Genomic DNA, 15,010 nt, shown 5'->3' with positions numbered 1-15,010 from the left:
TGTAGTGACCCCTAAAAGTTAGAGTTTTATATTACGCAGCTAGTTGGCTGGTGTGTAGACGGTATTGTACCGGACTCATGCCAGCCAATTTCTGTTTGATACGTTTGTTGTTGTAATAATGAATATACGTCTTAATCGCTTGTTCCAGTTCTTCGTACGTACGGAGCGGTTCTCCATAATACATTTCTTGCTTCAATAGGCCAAAGAAATTTTCCATGGGAGAATTGTCTAGACAGTTTCCCTTTCGGGACATGCTCTGGAACACGTGATGTTCTTTTAGTGTAGTGACCCAATGTGAATGTTGATAGTGCCAGCCTTGATCCGAGTGGATGGTCGTGCGATATGTTGCGTCTTTCACGATATCAAGTGCTTCTTCTAACGGCTTCATCACAAAATCAAGGGTAGGATGCATACTGATACCGTGGGAAAGAATCTCTCCATTATACATATCCATCATCGGACTAAGATAAAGTTTACGTCCATCTGCACACTTAAACTCCGTAATGTCTGTAGTGAGTTTTTGATACGGAATAGGCGTGTTAAAGCGTCGGTTCACTCGGTTCTTTGCCACTGTACCGATGGTGCCTTTGTAAGAACTATAGCGGCGTGATTTTCGAATGAATTTCGTACCTTTTAATCCCAACTTACGCATAATTCGCTGCACCTTTTTGTGATTCACTCGGATCCCACGATTTTTTAACTCTAAGTGAATTCTACGATACCCATAATTGCCATTGTGCTCATTAAAAATAGACTGGATTGTTTCCTCCATCTTCTGATTGGGGTTTTCTGACTTCCACCGTTTGACATGATAGTGATAAGAAGATTCCGGAATTCCTACAATTTGAAGCACATCAATCAGTCGGAATTCTTCTTTGAGTTCGAATGATAACGCTGCCTGTGCTTTTCGAGATAGCTGTCTGGATCCATCTGAAAAGCTTTTAACTTTTTTAGGTACGCCACCTCTAGACGCAGAAGTTCATTCTCTCTTTCTAATTTCTGTTCACGTGTCATTTCCTTCTCTAAAGCAGTCCTTGTGCTTTTGACGTTCTTTGCTTTATCAGACATGGGCGGCCGTCCTCTCGGTTGGTCCAGGGCTTCTGCACCGCCTTCAAGGAATTTCTTGTTCCATGAAGAGATCATCGGTGGATTCGTTAATCCAAAGTGAAGTGCTGTTTCATATAAAGAAGCACCTGTCCTTTTCATAAAGCTTAGTACATCGAGCTTGAATTGAACAGAGTAAACTTCATTATTTTTCTTTCTAAACACTCCCTTAACACCATACTTCTCGTATGATTTCACCCAATTTCTAATTTGCGTGTCAGCCTTTACACCATATTTTCTGGCCAATGTCTTATATCCTGATTTCCCATCGAGATATTCATGAATAATCATCATCTTAAACTCATTACTATACTTAGCCAAAATAAAACACCCCAAAAGTTAGATTTTATAACTCTAACTTTTGGGGTGCACATCATGGTTTGCAAACTGGCAGAGTTTTTGTGTTTTTAATTGGAGTGTATTTAGTTACCGTGCTTTTATAAAGTGTAGTTGACTATATTTTCTGAATACCATACAATTAGGTAAAACCAAAATCAAATATGGTCTTACCAAGTTTTTGCTTCTCCTCATTAGGAATTGCATGTGATGTTACTAACTGACAGGAGGAATGTCGATGAATACGAAATATGTCAAAGAGTTTATAACGTTTCCAGATATCACATTCATGCTTATTTTATTTATTCCGCTAATGGTCTATACTTTTTTACATGGTCTCTACATTGGCACGTGGATTGCCTTTTTTATTGGAATGGCTACCTATGCACTGAGTGAGTATGTCATCCACCGATTTTTATTTCATATGAAAACGCCGCAGAATCCTTTTTTACTGAAATGGATAAAGCGCTTACACTTTGATCACCATGCTGATCCGAATGACTTGAAACTGTTATTCCTGCCGATTTGGTTCAGTTTGCCGGGCTTCTCCTTCTTTGCTGCAATTTTCTACTCCATTACGAACAGCCTCCAATTAATGATTGCTTATCTAGCCGGAATCGTGGTCTACTTTTTGTATTATGAATGGAAGCATTACATTGCACACCGGCCCGTTCAGCCGCGGACAGCAATGGGGAGGAGGATTAAGAAAGCTCATCTCTGGCATCATTTTAAAAATGAAAACTACTGGTTTGGTGTAACGCATACTTCTGTAGATAAAACGTTTGGAACGTATAAAGATCAGAAGCTCGTCGAAAAAAGTGAGACAGCCAAGAATTTAGAGAATCGCATATGAGTGGAAGGTAACTGCGCTTCATGAACTGCTGTATCGTGCGCAAGCAAAGGAGATGTTGCAATGAATCGAACAATGAGTGTTGAAAAAGAATTGATTAAAGCAATTCTTCAGGGAGAGTATCCCGCGGGAAGTCAACTGGAGACAGAAAGAGAATTAGCCGCAGTGTATCAAATCGGGCGTCCTGCCGTGAGGGAAGTTTTGCAGCGTCTGAGCCACGGTGGCTGGCTGACACTAAAAAAAGGACACCGAGCTGTCGTCAATGATTATTGGTACGGAGGTAACAGCATGACAATCGTCGATATTATCGAGTACTTTGATCAAGTACCTGATGCGTTCGTCCTCTATTTTCTGGAGATGCGCATTGCTGTGACGCCCCGTTATGTGAAAAAAGCGGTTCAGCTCAATTATCCAAAAGTTGTGGGGCTGCTTTCGGAGAGTAATGAGTTAGAGGATACGCCTGAAGCGTATTCGTTATATGACTGGAAGGTACAGAAAGAGCTGGCCAGATTATCAGAAAATCCTCTTTTTTCGCTTGTGCTCAATAGCTTCGATCGGGCTTTTATAAAAATCGCGGAAAAGTATTTTGAAAGTTCATTCCGGCGCGAAGCCTCATTAAGCTACTATAAGAAATTAATGGATGCTGCACTAAAAGGAGATCACGGGCAGGCGGAAAAGCTCGCATACGCCATAATGGAAAAAAGTCATGCGTTATGGGAAAGCCAGTTATCCTCATCTGAAAAAATCGGCGTGAAGTTCAAGTACGATGACATATTATAAGCGGTTATGCTTTGCGGGGAATGTTCAGTGTTTTTGCGTTTAGTCTGTTGATTGCAGCAGTTTTCGTGGTAGATGTATTTAGCATGATTTTGTCATTTGGAGTAAGGGAGCTGAGTTGATTGCGAAAAATTTTAGTGGGTCTGATTATCCTGACGGGGTTCATTTATATCTTTTTCATTCCAGAAGAACCTATCGGCTTGAAAATCGCTCTGAAACTGGTTCCAATGATGCTGATTATCTTGTATGGGGTGATGACGGATTCCATCGTTTCTCCGCTTTATAAGCGTATTATTGTAGCCGGCCTGACTGTTTCGATGATTGCTGACGGAGTGATCTATTGGTTCATGGCCGGACTTGTCACGTTTTTTGTTGCGCACATTCTTTATATTCAGGCGTTCCGGACAGAAAGACGCAAGCCTGTGCCTTTACCAGTCGCAGTCCCTCTACTCTTGTACGGACTCTTTATGGTTTTTTGGATTGCCTGGCCTCAGATTGCGAAAGGGGAAGTGATTCTCGGGGCGGCAATCGTCGCTTATATCCTGATTATATTAATAATGGGCTGGGAAGCCGTCAGGACAAGAATGCCGCTTGCCATTACCGGCGCGTTGCTGTTTATCTGCTCTGACTCTTTCCTTGCGATTGACCGGTTCGTCACACCGCTGCCGGCACGAGAAGCACTTGTAATGATTACCTACTATGCCGCCCAGATTTTCATCGCAGCGAGTATTTGTAGTAAGAAACGGGTAAGAAAACAAGGAGGATTGTGTTGAAACTAGAATTGTAATAGATAAGGAGGAATTTAAATGGGGTTTTTGGATTCATTGCTGGGGAATGCATCAACAATGGACGTGAAGAAAGTGGAAAAAGACCTGGAATCCATTTTGATTGCAGATGAAGAGGTGGAGGCGGCGTTTAAGGTTTTCCGTGATCTTATGGTATTTACGGAGAAACGTCTTATTCTCGTCGATAAACAGGGAATGACAGGAAAGAAGATTGAATATCACACCATTCCGTATAAGAGCATTTCACATTTCAGTGTAGAAACAGCCGGCACATTTGATTTGGATGCAGAATTAAAAATTTGGGTGTCCAGCGCAACAGAACCTATGGTCGATAAGCAGTTCAAGAAGGACAGCAGCATTTATGATATACAAAAGATATTAGCGGCTGTATGTTTATAAGGGATAAAAGAGGTGCCTGTGCGAGAAACATGAAGTCGTGCTAAATCAACACGATTCGTTTCGTACACGGGCACTTTTCAATGAATTAACCTCAGGTAAAACATCCTTACGCTCAAAATCACATATCAATGTATTAACTATGTAGCTAGTTTAGAAAGAAATTCATAGAGATGATGTGTGAAAAATGGATTTATTGCTTTGGATAACTGTTGGTTTCATCGTAATCGGATTTGTTGTTCTTGTTTCTATGAAAAAAGTATGGAAATGAAGATCGCTGTAATGATAAAAAGTGAGGGAATTATGGGGAGTAAACAGATTTTACCTAAACCTGTTATTTTGAGGATGGCGGGAGATGCAGTTTGGGGAAGGTTGTTTACTATTTATTTCTAAAAAGTTGAGTTTTCGAAGATGGACTTATGGCTAGTAACGTGGCCGTGTGGGCAATAATTTTATCGAACCGAGGTACAAAATATATCAGTAAAGACGTATAGGGGGATTTGAAATGGAAACATATCAAGCTACGATTGAGGATTTAGAAGGTGTATCAAATTTATTTAATTCATACCGTATATTTTATAAGCAACCATCAGATGTAGAAGGTGCTAAGAAATACATAAAAGAACGTCTGGAAAATGAAGAATCTGTACTATTTGTTGTTAAGAACAATCAAAGGTACGTGGGCTTCACACAACTTTATCCCATTTTTTCATCAATTTCGATGAAAAAGTCTTGGATACTGAATGATATGTTTGTTAATCAAGAAGCCCGAAAACTAGGAATAGGACAAATGCTTTTACATGAGGCGAGAAATTATGCTCTTAAAACAGATGCAAAAAGTATTATTTTGGAGACAGCACCAGATAACTACGCTGCTCAAAAGTTATATGAAAAAAATGGATATGTTCGAGATACACAGTTTTATCATTATGAATTAAGTTTAACGTAATAACATTTAACCTATCTTTGATGAATGCAGATTTTCTGAAAGCATTAAATAGCGAAGACCTGAGAGGTGTCTTAATTTCTGCGAGTATCGCGAAAATTAAGACAAAGGAATACTTCGATGATTGCTTGGTAAGGCTGAAATCAATCCAACTTTTTCAAATTGACATGATCCGCTTTTCCGTCTTTTCCCATAACAAATTGCAGTTCATAGTGATTTAGGTGATAAATGATGTTCGTTTCACCAGTTGTCTGAATCAAACGGGTATCAGCAGGTGTACCTAATTGTTCTTGCAACTCTTTTTCTGTAATGCCACCCAGGTTGGTCTGTCGTTCAACATTTGTTCCAAAGTAGCGGGATTCTTCCAAAACACCGTTGCCATCAAATTTGAAAGCGACAGAAGGATTTCCCATTGAGCCGTGGTAATGCTCAAACGCTCCCTCGATTTCTTCTGGTTTGCCGATTGTCTGATGAATCTCCTTACGCGTTGTATGACCAATTGTCCATTCATCGCCAGGTCTGTATATTTTGCCTTCTTTTGCGTCTTTCGTTAATTCATCCAGCATATCCAGCGCCATTTGTTGCTGTTCCTCTTCTACTGAAATGTCAGAAGGAGGGGTATCTGTGCTTTCCTCTGTTTTTGCAGGATGTTCTTCAGGTTTAACAGGTATTTCATTACCAGACTCAGATTTGGATTTGGATTCCTCTGTTGTTTCAGTATGTGTGGTTTCATTTCTAACGGATGGGTCGCTGTCTTCAGGTTGTGAGCACCCCGAAAATATTGAGGACAGCAGGATTATGCCGGCTGCGGATTGTAGTTTTTTCATGAAGTTCTCTCCTTTCGCTGCGTTATTCAGTATTTTTCCCTTCTAACAATAAGAGTAAACATTCCATACCAGATGAGGTTCCTATGTGAGAAACAGTATCGTGCATTGGCCCTCTTTAGCATAGATGAATTATACTACACTAAAAGGAAAGAGTGGTAAATTATGATGAGGAAAATTGAGACTGTTTCATTAATAGGGCTGGGAGCCATTGGTGCTGCTTATGGCAGCCGACTGCACGCCGCACTGGGAGATTCGTTCAGAGTGGTTGCTGATGAGGAGCGTATTAAAAGATATAAAAAAGATGGAATTCTAGTGAACGGTGAAATTCAAACCTTTCATTATACGACTCCTGATACAATTTCGGAGTCTACTGATCTCGTATTATTTGCGGTGAAAAATGCTGAACTTCCGCAGGCTATAAAGGACGTCAAAAATTCTATTGGTCCTAATACGATCATACTTTCGTTATTAAACGGAATCTCAAGTGAGGATGAAATTTATTCGGCTTTCCAAAATGAACATATCCTTCACAGTATCAGTGTAGAAATTGATGCAGTCCGGCAAGGCAATGAAACAACTTTCAGTACATTAGGCAGAATTGAATTCGGGGGCAAGGATATCTCTATGAACGAAGATGTGCTGGCGGTGAAAGAATTATTTGATCGGTCTGGTATTCAATATAAAATTCCTGAAAATATATTACATACGATGTGGTGGAAGTTTATGATTAATGTCGGCATTAACCAGACTTCCGCAATTTTACGCGCACCATACGGCGTGTTTCAATCAACTCCGAGCGCCTATCGTTTGGTAGAGGATGCAATGCGTGAAGTCGTTGCCCTTTCCCAACGAACAGGCGTAAATCTTTCTGAGCAAGATGTGAAATCATTTTGGCCTATTTTACACAATCTTTCACCGAATGGAAAGACATCCATGCTGCAAGATATCGAGGCGGGGAGAAAGACGGAAGTAGAATTTTTGGGTGGAGTAGTTTGTGAAAAAGGCGATCAGTATGGTGTGCTTGTGCCCGTGAATAAACAGCTTGTTCGGTTGATTGAAGTGATGGAAGATATCGGGAATGTAAAAAGAGGCTGAGCGATGGATAAAAAGAAAATCTTGCTTCCGTGGAGAAAGAGGGGACAGCGTTTGCTAGATGCCAAGAATAATAAGAGGTGCCTGTGTGACGAAGGATTCAGAATCTTTTGCTGCACAGGCACCTTGTTCTACGAAAATGGGGACTGTGAAAGAAATGTCCATTGCTTTACCGGCATACTTTAATCAGAATAGGGAAAAGATAAAGGATAGCTTGTGAAACGATAGAAAGGGGATGGGCAGGATGGGTATGCATCATTATTTTAAAAGCTTGTCAGATCTGGAGCAGATTATTAGGTGTCCGGGGAAATTTAAATACCAGGAGCATTCCGTGGCCAGTCATTCATTTAAAGTGGCGAAAATCTCTCAATTTCTTGGGACGGTCGAAGAGCAATGCGGGCAGGAAGTAGATTGGCGAGCTTTATATGAAAAGGCGCTGAATCATGATTACGCGGAACTTTTTACCGGTGATATCAAGACCCCTGTAAAATATGCTTCGAAAGAGCTGAAGCAGCTGTTCAGTGAAGTGGAAGAAGAAATGACAAGAAACTTTGTGGAAAAGGAAATTCCATCTGAGTATCAGGAGATTTATCTGGAGCGATTTAAAGAAGGCAAAGACGAGACACTGGAGGGCCGTATTTTAGCCGTTGCGGACAAAATCGATTTACTGTATGAATCATTCGGTGAGATTCAAAAGGGAAATCCCGAGCCGCTGTTTTTAGAAATATACGAAGAAGCGTTGCGGACCATTCTGTTGTATCAAGATATGAACTGTGTGGAATATTTTATGGAAAATATTATTACGGATATGCTGAGTGAGCAATTTACTGAGCATGAAGAGTTAAATGATATTACAAAGTGGATTATTGGAGAATGCAGGAATTGAAAAATCCGGCTGCATAAGCAAAGTAGAGTGGATTACAGTTTTTCCACTCCGATAGCAAATGTATACAAAATCATGATTTGATGTTTACATTTCAATGATAAAAGGTAGAATCATTGGCCTTCTTTTCGTTCTGCTAGATTATTGACCGTTGTCGTGACAGCTTCATTTACTTCTTTAATTAGTTCCTGTGCATCCCGCTGATAGACAAAACCACGTGATATCGTATCGGGTTCAGAAATAAGTTGACCATCTGTCTTACTCACTGTAATGAGAATGACCAGCATGCCTTCTTCTGACAGAACCCGGCGGTCGCGCAATACTACACTGGCGACATCTCTAACACTGGCGACATCTCCAACACCCAATCCGTTTACAAATACTCGGCCGGCATGGACTCTGCGTGTCTGTCTTGCTTCCGTCGTATTAATATCCACTCAAATCAATGCCCAGCAGGTTTTCGTCGCGAAACTTGGAACCGCAGTCAATGACAAATAGATCGTCTTCATATTGCAGTACATACATATTCTTCCCGATTTCATTGATCCCGCCCAGCGCGAAAATAGATAGGGTGTTTTCAAGCGCATTCATTTCAGTATGTCTCCTTTACGTGTACTCTCTTGTAAGTATGGTCATTAAAAGTAATTCCACAGCTGATTCCAACAGAATTTATTTACTAGAAGATACTTGGTAGAATGAAGGATGCGTGGTGCCTGGGATGCGTGGTGCCTGTGTGAGAAACAATTGTGTTTGTTTAAACAATCATGAATAAGTGAACTTTCGTGTTTGTTTCTTACACAGGCATGAATATACAAGGGGTGGAAATATGCAGACGCTGAATTCTTTGCTTGCAAATGATATAACGGAACGCACAATGAAAATAATCAACCGGAACATCAATGTCATGAATGATAAAGGGATGATCATCAGCTCGGGTGACAAGAAAAGAATCCAAACGATTCATGAAGGCGCGGTTACGGTCATTGATAGGCAGGAAGATTTTGAGATTAGTGAACAGGATGCGGAAAGACTGCACGGTGTGAAAGCGGGAATAAATCTTCCTATCAGATTCAACGGGGAGATTGTCGGTGTAATCGGCATAACCGGCAATCCCGATGAAATCAGGAATTATGGCGAGCTGGTCAAAATGGCTGCTGAGCTGATTCTGCAGCAGGCGGCGCTGGCAGAGGAAATCCGCTGGGATGAGCGACTGAAAGAAGAAATGGTCACGCGTCTTCTGCAAGGAACGGCTGCATCGGATCCGCTTTTTTCTGAACGGGCTGTCCGTCTCGGCATCAATCTGGATATTCCGAGAGCTGTTGTTATTTTACTGGCTGATAATGAAACAAATGCGTATGCACATATTCTCGGAAAACGCGGGAAAGATGATCTGGCTGTACTGCATCCTGACCGTCTTATCTTCTTAAAGAAAGTGGAAAATACCACTGACGGTTGGCAGGAGAAGGCGTATTTGAGAGAGCTGGAACAATGGGCTGCCGAGATTGCGACGGAAGGTTTCTGGAAGCTTGCAGCCGGAACATACCAATTGGGGCTTGAAGGTGCGGCAGTATCATATGATCAGGCAGTCAACAGTTTGATAGTTGGCGAAAAACTTCATCCGGACCGCAGGCTTTATTATCATGAAGAGTACAGACTCCCCGTGTTTCTGGAAAAAGCACGAAAGCTCGGTCTGTCGGATGAAATCGGACCTTACGGCAAGCAGCTTGGCGATCACGCGAGAAATGGCGAACTATTGGAAACGCTGACCCTCTACATAGAGCATGACGGCGATGCGGGCAAAACCTCGGCTGCTCTTTTCATTCACCGGAATACGCTGCGCTACCGGCTGGACCGGATCACTGAAATTACAGGAAAAGATCCGCGTAAAGTGGGGGATTTGCTGGAATTGACTTTTTCAGTTCTGCAATATCGCATGAAGTAGAATTGTGCAAATGCACAAAAAACATCAAGTATATTCGGCTATACTTTACCAAAATGGACAATGTAATAACTGCGGAAAACGCTTACAATTGTTTGGTAATCACTTTTGGAGGAGGAGTTACCAGTGGATGCTCAAATACAAGTAAGCGCTTTAGGAGCCATTGTGGCTTTGGTAGTGGCGATCATACTCATACTCAAGAAAGTCTCACCCGCCTATGGAATGATTGCCGGTGCGTTGATCGGCGGTCTAGTCGGTGGTGTGGATATTACGAATACAGTTACACTGATGATGGACGGGGCAAAGAATATCATCCCTGCGGTTCTGCGGATTCTGGCGGCTGGTGTGCTTGCCGGTGTGCTCATTGAATCCGGGGCTGCAGCGGTTATCGCGGAGACGATTATTAAGAAAGTCGGAGAAACCCGTGCGCTGCTCGCCCTTGCACTTGCGACCATGATTCTGACCGCTGTCGGTGTGTTCGTCGATGTGGCGGTTATAACGGTTGCACCGATTGCGCTTGCAATTGCTAAAAGAGCGGCTATCTCAAAAACGGCGATCTTGCTTGCGATGATTGGAGGAGGGAAGGCAGGTAATATTATGTCGCCGAATCCCAACGCAATCGCCGCATCAGACGCATTTAATATCCCGCTGACGTCTGTCATGGCTGCGGGAATCATTCCTGCAGTTTTCGGTGTCGCGGTTACATATATCATAGCGAAAAGACTCGTGGCTAAAGGAACTGCAGTACTGCCCGAGGAAGTGCAGCTTCACAATCAATCAAAACTACCGGCTTTTTCTGCCGCACTGATTGCACCACTCGTCACAATTATCTTATTGGCACTTCGTCCGTTATTTGACATCGCGATTGATCCGATGATCGCCCTGCCTATTGGAGGAATTGCTGGCGCGCTGATTATGGGGCGTATCAGACAGGTAAATGAATACGCGATGGCGGGTCTTGGTAAAATGTCGGGCGTGGCGATCATGCTGCTCGGTACCGGAACACTTGCCGGCATCATTGCAAATTCAGGATTGAAAGATGTGCTGATCGACTCACTGAACATGCTTGGTCTGCCGGGTTATATTCTGGCACCAGTTTCCGGTATTTTCATGTCGGCGGCAACAGCTTCTACAACTGCGGGAACTGCTGTGGCGAGCCAGGTATTTGGCGGAACGCTGCTGGAAATGGGCGTTTCTGCACTAGCGGGCGCCGCGATGATGCATGCGGGGGCTACTGTGCTGGATCACTTGCCTCACGGGAGCTTTTTTCATGCAACGGGTGGAAGTGTGAATATGGAAATCAAGGAACGTCTGAAAGTCATGCCGTATGAAACACTTGTCGGCTTAACACTTGCCGTTGTATCTACACTGGTTTATGGCGTATTCCAGATATTCGGATAAAATCAGTAAAGAGGAGGCAGACCGATGAAAATAGTCATAGCGCCGGATTCTTTTAAGGAAAGTTTATCCGCACTTGAAGTGGCGGAAGCGGTGGAAAAAGGATTTCGCAGTGTGTTGCCAGATGCTGAATATGTGAAATTGCCAATGGCGGATGGAGGAGAAGGTACGGTTCAGTCACTTGTCGATGCGACACAGGGTGAAATTATTTGGCAGACCGTCACAGGTCCTATCGGCCAACCTGTTGAAGCTTTTTTTGGCATACTAGGTGACGGAAAAACGGCCGTGATTGAAATGGCTGCAGCTTCCGGTCTGCATCTTGTGCCTGCTGAGAGACGCGATCCACTGGTAACGACGAGCCGGGGAACAGGAGAGCTGCTCCTCGCTGCGCTGGATCATGGCGCAGAACAGATTATTATGGGACTTGGCGGCAGCGCAACGAACGACGGCGGAGCCGGAATGGCAGACGCACTCGGTGTTTTGCTGTTGGATGAAAACGGTGCACGGATAGGAGAAGGAGGAGGCGCACTTAGTGACCTCGCTTCTATTGATTTGTCAGGAATGGAATCCCGTATCCAAAATTGCAGGATCGAAGTGGCCTGTGATGTAGAAAATCCGTTGACAGGAGAAATGGGCGCCTCTGCTATTTTTGGGCCGCAAAAAGGCGCAGATGCTGAGAAAATTGCGATGCTGGACCGGAATCTGATGCATTATGCCGAAGTGATTCATCGTGATCTTCACAAGGATATTGATAACGTACCGGGTGCAGGTGCGGCGGGCGGACTCGGCGGCGGCTTGCTGGCGTTTACTTCATGTGAACTGAAACGGGGAATTGATATCGTGATTGAAGCAGCAGGGCTTGCGGATATTGTACGGGATGCAGATCTTGTCATCACGGGGGAAGGTAGGATTGACGGCCAGACAATTTTCGGCAAAACACCGGTCGGGGTGGCGAAGACAGCGAAGCGTTTTCATGTTCCTGTCATCGCACTGGCCGGCAATGTCGCCCCTGACAGCCGCGCGGTTCATGCGCATGGAATCGATGCGCTGTTCAGCATCGTGCCTGGTCCGGTTTCATTGGAAGAAGCGATGGAACAGGCGGAAGATTTCGTGGAACGTACAGCTGCAAATGTTGCGGCGCTATGGAATATGCGGTGAAAGGTGCCTGTGTGAAAAACAATTGTGTTTGTTTAAACATTCATGATTATTCAAACAATCATGAATAAGTGAACTTTCGTGTTTGTTTCTTGCACAGGCACGCGTGTAATTCGATAGAAACAGCTGAGAATGCGTACGCAAATGTGGAGCAGTTCAACGGGCAACTGGATAATGTTCAGCAGCATAAAACTCAGTTGGATTTGCTGAAGCAGCAGTTGAATGAAACACGTATGAAAAAACAGTAAGCACACAAATTAAGCATCTGCTCTTCACTATATCAGTGGATAGCAGATGCTTTTTTATAGGATTCATTTTGCAGGCATTACCCGCGTTTAAATCGGCTTCCTTTTGACCGTGATTTAATTTTCTTTAACTGTTCTTCAATTTTTTGTTCCATCACTTCAGTTTCCTGCCTGTCAATCACCAATTGCGTAATTTCTCCATCCGTCAACGTAATCGTCAGATAGACGCCTTCTCTTGCACTTTCCGGTAAAGCGGTGACATCCGTGATGAATTCTTCGCCTGTATCCTTTACGAGCAGAACAGCAAAGCGTTCCTCTTCAATGCGGTCAATATATCCAGTTACTACACGCTGCATTGTTTAGCCTCCTGTACAGGCTGCGCCTTCAGCGAGGATATCTGCTATCCGGCCTGGCCCGATTCCATTTATTCTGTCCAAATCTTCTACCCGTTGAAATGGGCGAAGTTCTATTAAATCCTTTGCTCTCGCGGGACCGATATGTGTGATATTCAATAGCTCTTCATAGGAAGCATTGTTTATGTCTATACAATTTGCTGCGGGGGGAGAAGTTTCTGCCCCTTCATCACTGTCGTCAGTTTTGTCAGCAACTGTCTTTTCACTTTCACCGCTTTTGACCGCGCCAACTGTAAATGAACTGCCGTTCGTCAGGACAACTATGGATCCGTGAACAGAAGTTTCATATAGTTCAATGCCTTTCTCTGCTATTCGCGACACAACTTCTTCATGTGGGTGGCCGTATTGGCTGTCTTTACCTGCTGAAATAATTGCCACTTTTGGATTGACTGCTTCTAAAAATGGAATGGATGTTGATGTTTTGGAACCATGATGCCCGAGTTGCAAAAAATCTGCTTTCAAATCATAGCCGCTGTTGATCATCTTCTGTTCCGTTTGCGCTTCGGCATCTCCGGTGAACAGGAAGGAAATATCTCCGTATGTAAGCTTCAACGAAATGGATCCTTCGTGCACATTTCCATTGATTTCATCCGGATTAAAGACTTCAATTACCATTGGCCCGACGTCAAATACATCACCTGCTCTTGGTTCGTAATAACCGACATCGTTCAGTTCGATTGCGTCAAGTGTCCGGCTGAATACTTTGGAGTTGGCGGTGTCTCCTGAAAGCCAGACTTCATCGACATCGATCTGCTCAATGATTTTATCGATCTGGCCGATGTGATCGGCGTGAGGATGTGTTCCGACGACGATATCAAGATGATCTACATGCTGTTCGCGCAAATAACTCACCGCGTCAGTCGAGTTCCAATTTCCCGCGTCAATCAAAATTCGGAACTGCTCTCCATTTTCAGAGAAAGCCAATAACGCGGCGTCTGCTTGGCCTACATTAATATAATGTACTGCAAGTTCATCCAAAGCTTGATTCGCAAGTGGCTCAGTTTCCGGTTTATCGGACTCTGTATCTCCATCCTCCGACAATGAATGGGGCTCGTTTAACTGACTTACAGGCATTGGCTCAATTTGCTCTTTCGCTGCCTTACTTTCTGCCTCATTAATCTTCTCCAGCACAGGATTGTCTGTACCGCAGCCCCATAATAACAAAATGAGAAGGAACGGGATCCATAACTTATTCTTCACTCTGCGTCCTCCTAATTAAATAATGCCTATATTATAGCAGTTTTTCGTATTTTTATTGGGAAAGAGCGGCAAAGGGGTTCTCAATAATTAAGTGATTCGCAGATATAATAGTTGAATTTGCTTTTTAAAGAGAAAATAATGAATATAAAGGCTATATTAATTTCCAATGATTGCTATAATTAGATTGATAATGAATCAAAAAAGATGAAGAGATGTTGATATAGAATAATTATTCTAATTCCTAATAAAGTAACCATAGTGTAGGGAGGAACGTAATCCTATTTACATGCAAATTAAGGAGGCAGTCGTTTTGTCAATTCTAACTAAGATTAGAGAAAAATATGCATCAATAATGCCTGGATCTAATAAGGCTTGTTATTTCTGTAAGCGCAAGAGTGCTGATCTCAGAAATTACTGTGACGAACATAATAAAAAGATAAATGTCTGTCCATTATGCGTAGAGTATGCAGAAAGAAGGGCATTCCATAAGTAAGTATCTTGTATCTGTGTGGAAACAGGTCATATGCTATCCGTATTTATCATAAAAATTTTCTTTGAAATTCACTCATATTCAACCTGCGTAAATCATATATATTCATGTTGTGTGAAAAATGACAGGTAAATGCGGAGGGTGATCGGGTGTTGAAGAAATGGATTATGATGT

Annotated in this window: 18 protein-coding genes and 1 pseudogene; 12 read left to right on the top strand and 7 right to left on the bottom strand. The window is 42.9% G+C overall.

Annotated features, from left to right (window positions below):
- Nucleotides 1–31: 31 nt before the first annotated feature.
- Together Q1J64_RS01800 and Q1J64_RS01795 are read right to left on the bottom strand one after the other, a co-directional pair.
- A complete protein-coding gene (locus Q1J64_RS01800; RefSeq protein ID WP_301107386.1) occupies nucleotides 32–859 on the bottom strand; it encodes an IS3 family transposase in 828 nt (275 codons plus the stop codon).
- Nucleotides 859–1,425, bottom strand: a complete 567-nt coding sequence (locus Q1J64_RS01795) for a helix-turn-helix domain-containing protein (RefSeq protein ID WP_301107385.1) — start codon at nucleotides 1,423–1,425, stop codon at nucleotides 859–861. Before Q1J64_RS01795 ends, Q1J64_RS01800 begins: the two co-directional genes overlap by 1 nt.
- A 253-nt stretch (nucleotides 1,426–1,678) precedes the next feature.
- Between Q1J64_RS01795 and Q1J64_RS01790 the strand changes: the two genes are divergently transcribed.
- The 6 genes and pseudogenes from Q1J64_RS01790 to Q1J64_RS01770 all read left to right on the top strand — a co-directional run bounded on the left by Q1J64_RS01790 (nucleotide 1,679) and on the right by Q1J64_RS01770 (nucleotide 5,197).
- The gene (locus Q1J64_RS01790; protein WP_301107384.1) at nucleotides 1,679–2,293 is read left to right on the top strand and encodes a sterol desaturase family protein; all 615 of its coding nucleotides are present in this window, start codon (nucleotides 1,679–1,681) and stop codon (nucleotides 2,291–2,293) included.
- 60 nt (nucleotides 2,294–2,353) lie between these two features.
- Nucleotides 2,354–3,070: a GntR family transcriptional regulator gene (locus tag Q1J64_RS01785; RefSeq protein WP_301107383.1), complete on the top strand. Its 717-nt coding sequence runs from the start codon at nucleotides 2,354–2,356 to the stop codon at nucleotides 3,068–3,070.
- A gap of 119 nt (nucleotides 3,071–3,189) precedes the next feature.
- On the top strand, nucleotides 3,190–3,840 hold the full coding sequence (locus Q1J64_RS01780; protein WP_301107382.1) for a lysoplasmalogenase: 651 nt from the start codon (nucleotides 3,190–3,192) through the stop codon (nucleotides 3,838–3,840).
- Between the two features lie 33 nt (nucleotides 3,841–3,873).
- Nucleotides 3,874–4,251 (top strand): PH domain-containing protein, encoded by a 378-nt coding sequence (locus tag Q1J64_RS01775; protein ID WP_301107381.1) that lies wholly within the window; start codon nucleotides 3,874–3,876, stop codon nucleotides 4,249–4,251.
- A gap of 184 nt (nucleotides 4,252–4,435) precedes the next feature.
- A pseudogene (locus Q1J64_RS16765) lies at nucleotides 4,436–4,641 on the top strand (hypothetical protein).
- 112 nt (nucleotides 4,642–4,753) lie between these two features.
- A complete protein-coding gene (locus Q1J64_RS01770; RefSeq protein ID WP_301107380.1) occupies nucleotides 4,754–5,197 on the top strand; it encodes a GNAT family N-acetyltransferase in 444 nt (147 codons plus the stop codon).
- A gap of 140 nt (nucleotides 5,198–5,337) precedes the next feature.
- On the opposite strand, the gene Q1J64_RS01765 is transcribed toward Q1J64_RS01770, so the two are convergent.
- Nucleotides 5,338–6,021, bottom strand: coding sequence for a YjgB family protein (locus Q1J64_RS01765; protein WP_301107379.1), 684 nt, complete (start codon nucleotides 6,019–6,021; stop codon nucleotides 5,338–5,340).
- Between the two features lie 162 nt (nucleotides 6,022–6,183).
- Between Q1J64_RS01765 and Q1J64_RS01760 the strand changes: the two genes are divergently transcribed.
- The 3 genes from Q1J64_RS01760 (at nucleotide 6,184) to Q1J64_RS01750 (ending at nucleotide 7,999) form a co-directional block, all read left to right on the top strand.
- A complete protein-coding gene (locus Q1J64_RS01760) occupies nucleotides 6,184–7,116 on the top strand; it encodes a ketopantoate reductase family protein (RefSeq protein ID WP_301107378.1) in 933 nt (310 codons plus the stop codon).
- Between the two features lie 85 nt (nucleotides 7,117–7,201).
- Nucleotides 7,202–7,333 (top strand): hypothetical protein, encoded by a 132-nt coding sequence (locus tag Q1J64_RS01755; protein ID WP_301107377.1) that lies wholly within the window; start codon nucleotides 7,202–7,204, stop codon nucleotides 7,331–7,333.
- Nucleotides 7,334–7,357: 24 nt separating this feature from the next.
- Nucleotides 7,358–7,999: an HD domain-containing protein gene (locus tag Q1J64_RS01750; RefSeq protein ID WP_301107376.1), complete on the top strand. Its 642-nt coding sequence runs from the start codon at nucleotides 7,358–7,360 to the stop codon at nucleotides 7,997–7,999.
- A gap of 110 nt (nucleotides 8,000–8,109) precedes the next feature.
- On the opposite strand, the gene Q1J64_RS01745 is transcribed toward Q1J64_RS01750, so the two are convergent.
- The gene (locus Q1J64_RS01745; protein ID WP_367183453.1) at nucleotides 8,110–8,433 is read right to left on the bottom strand and encodes a hypothetical protein; all 324 of its coding nucleotides are present in this window, start codon (nucleotides 8,431–8,433) and stop codon (nucleotides 8,110–8,112) included.
- Nucleotides 8,423–8,587 (bottom strand): hypothetical protein, encoded by a 165-nt coding sequence (locus Q1J64_RS01740; RefSeq protein WP_301107375.1) that lies wholly within the window; start codon nucleotides 8,585–8,587, stop codon nucleotides 8,423–8,425. The genes Q1J64_RS01745 and Q1J64_RS01740 overlap by 11 nt, the downstream gene beginning before the upstream one ends.
- Before the next feature lie 235 nt (nucleotides 8,588–8,822).
- Here Q1J64_RS01740 and Q1J64_RS01735 point away from each other — a divergent pair, with 235 nt between their 5' ends.
- The 3 genes from Q1J64_RS01735 to Q1J64_RS01725 all read left to right on the top strand — a co-directional run bounded on the left by Q1J64_RS01735 (nucleotide 8,823) and on the right by Q1J64_RS01725 (nucleotide 12,491).
- Nucleotides 8,823–9,938, top strand: coding sequence for a sugar diacid recognition domain-containing protein (locus Q1J64_RS01735; protein ID WP_301107374.1), 1,116 nt, complete (start codon nucleotides 8,823–8,825; stop codon nucleotides 9,936–9,938).
- A gap of 123 nt (nucleotides 9,939–10,061) precedes the next feature.
- Complete coding sequence (locus Q1J64_RS01730; RefSeq protein WP_301107373.1) at nucleotides 10,062–11,336, top strand: GntP family permease; 1,275 nt, start codon at nucleotides 10,062–10,064, stop codon at nucleotides 11,334–11,336.
- A gap of 24 nt (nucleotides 11,337–11,360) precedes the next feature.
- Nucleotides 11,361–12,491 (top strand): glycerate kinase, encoded by a 1,131-nt coding sequence (locus Q1J64_RS01725; protein ID WP_301107372.1) that lies wholly within the window; start codon nucleotides 11,361–11,363, stop codon nucleotides 12,489–12,491.
- Nucleotides 12,492–12,813: 322 nt separating this feature from the next.
- Here the strand turns inward: Q1J64_RS01725 and Q1J64_RS01720 are convergent, their stop codons facing one another.
- Together Q1J64_RS01720 and Q1J64_RS01715 are read right to left on the bottom strand one after the other, a co-directional pair.
- Nucleotides 12,814–13,089, bottom strand: a complete 276-nt coding sequence (locus Q1J64_RS01720; protein ID WP_301107371.1) for a DUF3006 domain-containing protein — start codon at nucleotides 13,087–13,089, stop codon at nucleotides 12,814–12,816.
- A gap of 3 nt (nucleotides 13,090–13,092) precedes the next feature.
- Entirely contained in the window at nucleotides 13,093–14,346 is a 1,254-nt protein-coding gene (locus Q1J64_RS01715) for an MBL fold metallo-hydrolase (RefSeq protein WP_301107370.1), read from the bottom strand.
- Between the last annotated feature and the right edge of the window lie 664 nt (nucleotides 14,347–15,010).

Origin of the sequence: Sporosarcina sp. (assembly GCF_029257255.1) — a bacterium.
Classification (GTDB): domain Bacteria; phylum Bacillota; class Bacilli; order Bacillales_A; family Planococcaceae; genus Sporosarcina.
The sequence above is the reverse complement of the archived record's forward strand: the minus strand, read 5'-3'. Positions and strand labels throughout refer to the sequence as shown.

Coding starts and splice junctions, on each gene's coding strand:
- Q1J64_RS01725 (WP_301107372.1), top strand. CDS start 11,361: ATGAAAATAGTCATAGCGCCGGATTCTTTTAAGGAAAGTTTATCCGCA.
- Q1J64_RS01720 (WP_301107371.1), bottom strand. CDS start 13,089: ATGCAGCGTGTAGTAACTGGATATATTGACCGCATTGAAGAGGAACGC.
- Q1J64_RS01775 (WP_301107381.1), top strand. CDS start 3,874: ATGGGGTTTTTGGATTCATTGCTGGGGAATGCATCAACAATGGACGTG.
- Q1J64_RS01770 (WP_301107380.1), top strand. CDS start 4,754: ATGGAAACATATCAAGCTACGATTGAGGATTTAGAAGGTGTATCAAAT.
- Q1J64_RS01760 (WP_301107378.1), top strand. CDS start 6,184: ATGATGAGGAAAATTGAGACTGTTTCATTAATAGGGCTGGGAGCCATT.
- Q1J64_RS01750 (WP_301107376.1), top strand. CDS start 7,358: ATGGGTATGCATCATTATTTTAAAAGCTTGTCAGATCTGGAGCAGATT.
- Q1J64_RS01735 (WP_301107374.1), top strand. CDS start 8,823: ATGCAGACGCTGAATTCTTTGCTTGCAAATGATATAACGGAACGCACA.
- Q1J64_RS01740 (WP_301107375.1), bottom strand. CDS start 8,587: ATGAATGCGCTTGAAAACACCCTATCTATTTTCGCGCTGGGCGGGATC.
- Q1J64_RS01790 (WP_301107384.1), top strand. CDS start 1,679: ATGAATACGAAATATGTCAAAGAGTTTATAACGTTTCCAGATATCACA.
- Q1J64_RS01765 (WP_301107379.1), bottom strand. CDS start 6,021: ATGAAAAAACTACAATCCGCAGCCGGCATAATCCTGCTGTCCTCAATA.
- Q1J64_RS01785 (WP_301107383.1), top strand. CDS start 2,354: ATGAATCGAACAATGAGTGTTGAAAAAGAATTGATTAAAGCAATTCTT.